Annotated in this window: 3 protein-coding genes and 1 pseudogene; all 4 read left to right on the top strand. The window is 46.2% G+C overall.

The window, feature by feature from the left end:
- Positions 1 to 87 precede the first annotated feature (87 nt).
- Entirely contained in the window at positions 88 to 1233 is a 1146-nt protein-coding gene (locus tag NFR98_RS15470; RefSeq protein WP_041818033.1) for a glycerate kinase family protein, read from the top strand.
- Between the two features lie 508 nt (positions 1234 to 1741).
- On the top strand, positions 1742 to 2791 hold the full coding sequence (locus NFR98_RS15475) for a 2,3-butanediol dehydrogenase (RefSeq protein WP_013860504.1): 1050 nt from the start codon (positions 1742 to 1744) through the stop codon (positions 2789 to 2791).
- A gap of 137 nt (positions 2792 to 2928) precedes the next feature.
- On the top strand, positions 2929 to 4008 hold the full coding sequence (locus NFR98_RS15480) for a PRK06851 family protein (RefSeq protein WP_071452127.1): 1080 nt from the start codon (positions 2929 to 2931) through the stop codon (positions 4006 to 4008).
- Between the two features lie 778 nt (positions 4009 to 4786).
- Positions 4787 to 5428, top strand: a pseudogene (gene nrdD, locus NFR98_RS15485) (anaerobic ribonucleoside-triphosphate reductase); the annotation flags it as partial.
- Positions 5429 to 5505 lie beyond the last annotated feature (77 nt).

The following is a 5505-nucleotide window of genomic DNA, read 5'->3' on the forward strand; positions in this document are numbered from 1 at the left end:
TAGTAAAAGCAACGATAAGTCGAGAAGCCCCCACTTCAATCAAACCGTAAGGTTGATAAGTGGTGGGTAGTTCACTGGGGTGAAATGATGAAAAATCCAGTCTTTTTATTAGCGCCGGATTCGTTTAAAGAGAGCATGACGGCAAAAGAGGTATGTGCCGCAATGGAAGCAGGGATTAAAAAAGCGATCCCGGATGCTGTTTGCATTCAGGTTCCAATGGCGGACGGCGGGGAAGGAACGGTTCAATCGCTGGTGGATGCAACAGGCGGAACGATTTACCAGCAAACCGTCACAGGGCCGCTCGGACATCCGGTCACAGCCTGTTACGGGATTCTCGGAGACGGGGAAACGGCAGTAATTGAAATGGCATCTGCAAGCGGCATCCATTTGGTCACAAAAGAAACGAAAAATCCGTTGGTTACCACAACCTATGGTACCGGAGAACTGATTAAAGCCTGTCTGGACAAAAAAGTAAAACAGATTCTGATCGGCATTGGCGGCAGTGCCACAAACGACGGGGGCGCCGGGATGGCACAGGCGCTCGGTGTAAAATTTTTAGATGAAAGGGGCGGGATGCTTCCTTTTGGCGGCGGTGCACTCGGGGATTTGGCGGAAATTGATTTGGCCGGCCTTGATCCGCGCTTGAAAGAGGTGCAAATTTTTGTCGCATCGGATGTTACCAATCCTTTATGCGGGGAAAACGGCGCTTCTCATGTATTCGGGCCGCAAAAAGGCGCGACGAAAGAAATGGTTGCGCTCTTGGATACCAACCTTTCGCATTATGCCGCCATCATCAAAGAACAGCTTGGCAAAGATGTTGCTGAGGTCCCAGGGGCAGGGGCTGCAGGCGGCCTCGGTGCCGGTCTGATGGTGTTCACGGATGCCGTGTTAAAAAGCGGCATCGAGCTTGTCGTGGAATACACCGGATTGGAGCAAAAAGTAAAAGATGCTGATATCGTTTTGACCGGCGAAGGCAGCATCGATTTCCAGACGCAGTTCGGGAAGACCCCTTATGGCGTGGCCAGGGCAGCAAAAAAACATGGGAAACCCGTAATTGCCGTTGCCGGTTATGTCGGGGAACAAATTGATGTTTTATATGAAAAAGGCATTGATGCGATCTTTGGCATCCTGCCCCGCCCGATGGCGCTTGAAGACGCTTTGCAAACGGGTGCTGCCAATATTGAGAGAACATGCGAAAATATCGCGCGGCTTTTGGTGCTAGCGAAACAGTAGAGGGCGTATCATATTTTCACGAAACGGCAGCAAGCCGTTAACTGTGATTAGATGCCCATGCCGCAGTGAATACGGCACCACCAGAAAAACGAAAATCAGCCGGCGTATATTTTCAGGATAGACGCCCTGGTGATGCAAACCAATGGATGCCGTTAAAAATTCCGGTACAGGACGTTAGCCATTGTGCAAGCTAAACCGCCATACAAAGCCGCAAACGAGCGCAGACCGCAAAAAGGCTGCGCTTTTCATCTGCGCAGCAACCGGTATGCCAGTTCGAACAGATCAAACAGCTGAAACGGATTTTTTCCTGTCAACTCTTTAAAATTTTTATGGAAGAATGTTTGTCTGACTGGATTAAAATAAAAGTCCGCTTTTTATGGAATTTTATCTTATTTTAACGCGATATCCATGAGGTGTAAGCGTATTAATTGCTATTTATATATAACAATATTACTATGTATTTGTGGTAAACGATATTCAAAGGAAAATTTGCAAGGGAGTGGAAGAAATGAAAGCAGCAGTATGGCACGGAGAAAAAGATATTCGTGTAGAAGATGTTGAATTGCGCCCGTTAAAAGAGAATGAAGTGAAAGTAAAAGTAGCATGGGCCGGGATTTGCGGCAGTGACTTGCATGAATACCAGGAAGGGCCGGTATTTATTCCTGTTGGCGAAGAAAATGAATTTACCGGTGAAAAAGCGCCGCTCACGATGGGGCATGAATTTGCCGGTGTGATTGAAGAAGTCGGATCAAAAGTTACCAAGTATAAAGCAGGCGACAGGGTTGTTATTAACCCGACGATTACCCGCGGAATCAAACCGGATGAATTCGATCGTTATGACGGCTACGCTTTTATTGGATTACATAGCAATGGCGGATTTGCGGCATACGCCAACATTCCAGAAAATAATATTTACCGCGTGCCGGATTCCTTGTCTTTGGAGGAAGCTGCATTAGTTGAGCCTAGCGCGGTTGCTGTACAGGCTGTGAAAGATAGTGGTTTAAGATTTGGCGATACGGTTGCGATTTTTGGTGCAGGCCCGATCGGATTATTGACCATTGTTGCAGCACGTGCGGCAGGTGCAAGCCGGATTGTCGTGGCGGATTTGTCGCAACCTCGTCTGGACCTGGCGAAAAAAGCAGGCGCGACCGACATTATTAACTCCGGGGAAAAAGATGCCGTCCAAACCATCCGTGATCTTGTTCCGGGCGGCGTAGATGTATCCTTTGAAGTGGCCGGCGTTGCTCCGACTTTCAAACAAGCACTTGATGCAACGAAAGCACGCGGGATTGTCGATGTCATTTCTATCTTTGCACGCCCGATAGAATGGAACCCGATGCAGTTAACGAATACAGGTGTTAGCGTTACAGCATCGATTGTTTACACGAAGAAAACATTCCAACAAACGATTAACCTGATTGCATCCGGCCAATTGAAACCGCAAGACGTCGTTACCAGCCATATCCAATTGGAAGAAATCGTTGAAAAAGGCTTCGAAGCTTTGACAAAAGACAAATCCCAGGCGAAAATTTTGGTTAAATTGAGCGGGGAGAAATAAACCTTTTAAGAAGAGGCCGGCCCGGGCTGATTCCGGGCCGGCCTCTTTTCTTTGCAAGAGGAAATCACAACCTTTTTGCGGGGCGCATAGGCTAATGTGGAAAACCGTTAATTATCCAAACAGAGGAGTGGCGGGATATGGCTAGAAAAGTGTTGCATTATTTTGCAGGCGGCAATACCGGGAAAGGGTTTGCGCATTATTTGGATTCAAGTTTGCAGGGTTTGGATCGCGTGTTTATTTTAAATGGCAGGACAGGGAAATCATATATCATGGAAAAACTGGCGGAAGTGTGGAAGCAAAAAGGTTATGATCTTGAACTGATTCATTGCCCGTCTGCTCCTGATTCGCTGGATGGCGTAGTGATTCCGGGATTAAAAACAGGCGTCGTGGATGGAAACGCGCCGTATGTGATTGAACCGAAAACAAATGATTCGGTTATGATGCTGGAGGACGCATTGGACGCCAAATATGAAAGGGATGCATTAGAGCTGAATCGCCGTATACAGGAAGCCTATCAATCTGCGTACCATTCGTTTGCGGAAAGTTTGCGCCATCATGATGACTTGGAGGCAATTTACTTAAAAGAAATGGACTTTGAAAAAGCAGGCCAGGTGACACAGCAGCTGATTGAAAAGCTATTTGGCGGGAAAACCGGGGACGGGAGCCAAACGGCGTACCACCGTTTTCTCGGGGCAGCCACACCAAACGGAGCAGTTGACTTTATCCCAAATCTGACGGAGGGGTTATCGAAACGCTATTTTATAAAAGGGCGGGCCGGCACCGGCAAATCCACGATGCTGAGAAAAATTGCGTCCAAAGCGTCAGAAAAAGGTTTCACGACTGAGATTTACCATTGCGGATTTGATCCAAACAGCCTGGATATGGTCATCGTCAGGGAACTCGGGTTTTGCATTTTTGACAGTACCGATCCGCACGAATATTTCCCTGAGCGAAATGGGGACGAAGTGATCGATATGTACGCGGCTGCGGTGACGCCGGGTACGGATGAAAAATACGCAAACGAAATTCAAGCTGCCCATAAGCGGTACAAAGATAAAATGAAAGAAGGAACCGCTTGGCTGCATGAGGCAAAAGTGCTGAATGATGAACTGGAAATGTACTACCATGAGGCACTGGACTTCGCGAAAGTGGATCAGATCTATCTCAAGATCAACCAAGATATTCAGGAAGCTGAACGTTTGCAAACGCAATCGTGATAAAATGGGATGCCGCCGGGAAATTGCGGCATTCTTTTTTTGGGGAGGAAATGAAAGGCATCGAGAGGGTTCGTGTTTTTCATAGTAGACGCTCATGCCGAGTGAACGCGACACCAATAGAGGAATGAAAAGCAGCCAGTGCAATTTTTCGAGATAGTGATGAAAGTCATTACGCGATTCCTCAGGTACCGATTTGCCTGATGAAAGGCATCACATGAGGAGCCATCGTCTTGTTGAAAAATATTACGACTTTCCCGGTTTCCCGCGCCCCGGTGTTGCTACAACGTATTAAAAATGGAACGGATTCCTAAATTGGCCGCAGGTATAAGAAAAAGAAAGACGCGAATCATAAATGTACTTTCCGGGAACGCTCCTCATTTTGTGTTGAAATACAAAACACACTATGATAGGATACTATATGTAGTTGGCTGTTTCAAAAATAAATACTAAATATAGTGTTTTGGGTGAGAAGGCAATATCTGTCTGAAAAGGAATCCAGTTTAAATCCGGAGCTGTCTACAAAACTGTTCCGCTGTATTGCCCATCAGAAGCGTTCTAGAGGTAAGAACTTGATGTTTCGGAGGATGAAATTTTTACCGCTTTTGCCGCCGTTTATTCCGCGGTTGAACGAGTTGTTCGCCAAGGATGTTGCGGGAATTTTAAGCCACTACACCGCAGCCCTTTTTCATTGAAAATGCATGGTGTGCCACCAAAGAAACGGACGTTCAAGTTTTCTTCATGCCCAAAAACCGGTGCGTTAGAAAGGAGAATCGGTAAAATGATTACAAAAAATGAACAAGAAACCAGTGGCGATTTTCCCCTGCAAGCCTTAAATGAGATTGTGTTTTCACATAATCATGATTTAATGCAAGAAAATGCAAATATGGATGGATCTTCGCCAATGGGGCAAATGTCAAAAATCTCTTCTGAAGTCAGCAAAAGTTATGCAAAGCAAATGTTGCTTAGCAAAGAGGTCGTAAAGGCGATTGATGACAATTTTATTTACCCCCATGACCTTGATTTTATGGTAACGGGTACGACCACATGTTGCCAGATTCCGCTGGGCGGGGTATTAAAGGGCGGATTTAATACCGGACATGGGTATATGCGTGAACCGAAAGACATTGGCAGCGCGATGGCTTTAGCAGCGATTATTTTCCAAGCCAATCAAAATATGCAGCATGGCGGGCAAAGTTTTCCGATGTTTGATTATGATCTTGCTCCTTACATAGAGAAAACCTTCCATAAAAATAGAAAACGTTTGAAAACCTATGCCACCAGCTATACAGACGAAGAGCTTGAGGCATTAGCCTGGGAAGAAACCGACCGGGATGCGTACCAGGCATGTGAAGCTTTTATCCATAATTGCAATTCGATGCATTCCCGCGGGGGAGGGCAGGTCCCGTTTGTATCTATTAATTAGGGCTTGCTGAATAAACAAAAATTCCAGATTTGACAAGGATTTTGGCCACTTTTGTCGAATATAAAGTGTAAGGA

The sequence above is a fragment of the Weizmannia agrestimuris genome, assembly GCF_943193165.1.
Taxonomy (GTDB): domain Bacteria; phylum Bacillota; class Bacilli; order Bacillales; family Bacillaceae_C; genus Weizmannia; species Weizmannia faecalis.

Coding starts and splice junctions, on each gene's coding strand:
- NFR98_RS15475 (WP_013860504.1), top strand. CDS start 1,742: ATGAAAGCAGCAGTATGGCACGGAGAAAAAGATATTCGTGTAGAAGAT.
- NFR98_RS15470 (WP_041818033.1), top strand. CDS start 88: ATGAAAAATCCAGTCTTTTTATTAGCGCCGGATTCGTTTAAAGAGAGC.
- NFR98_RS15480 (WP_071452127.1), top strand. CDS start 2,929: ATGGCTAGAAAAGTGTTGCATTATTTTGCAGGCGGCAATACCGGGAAA.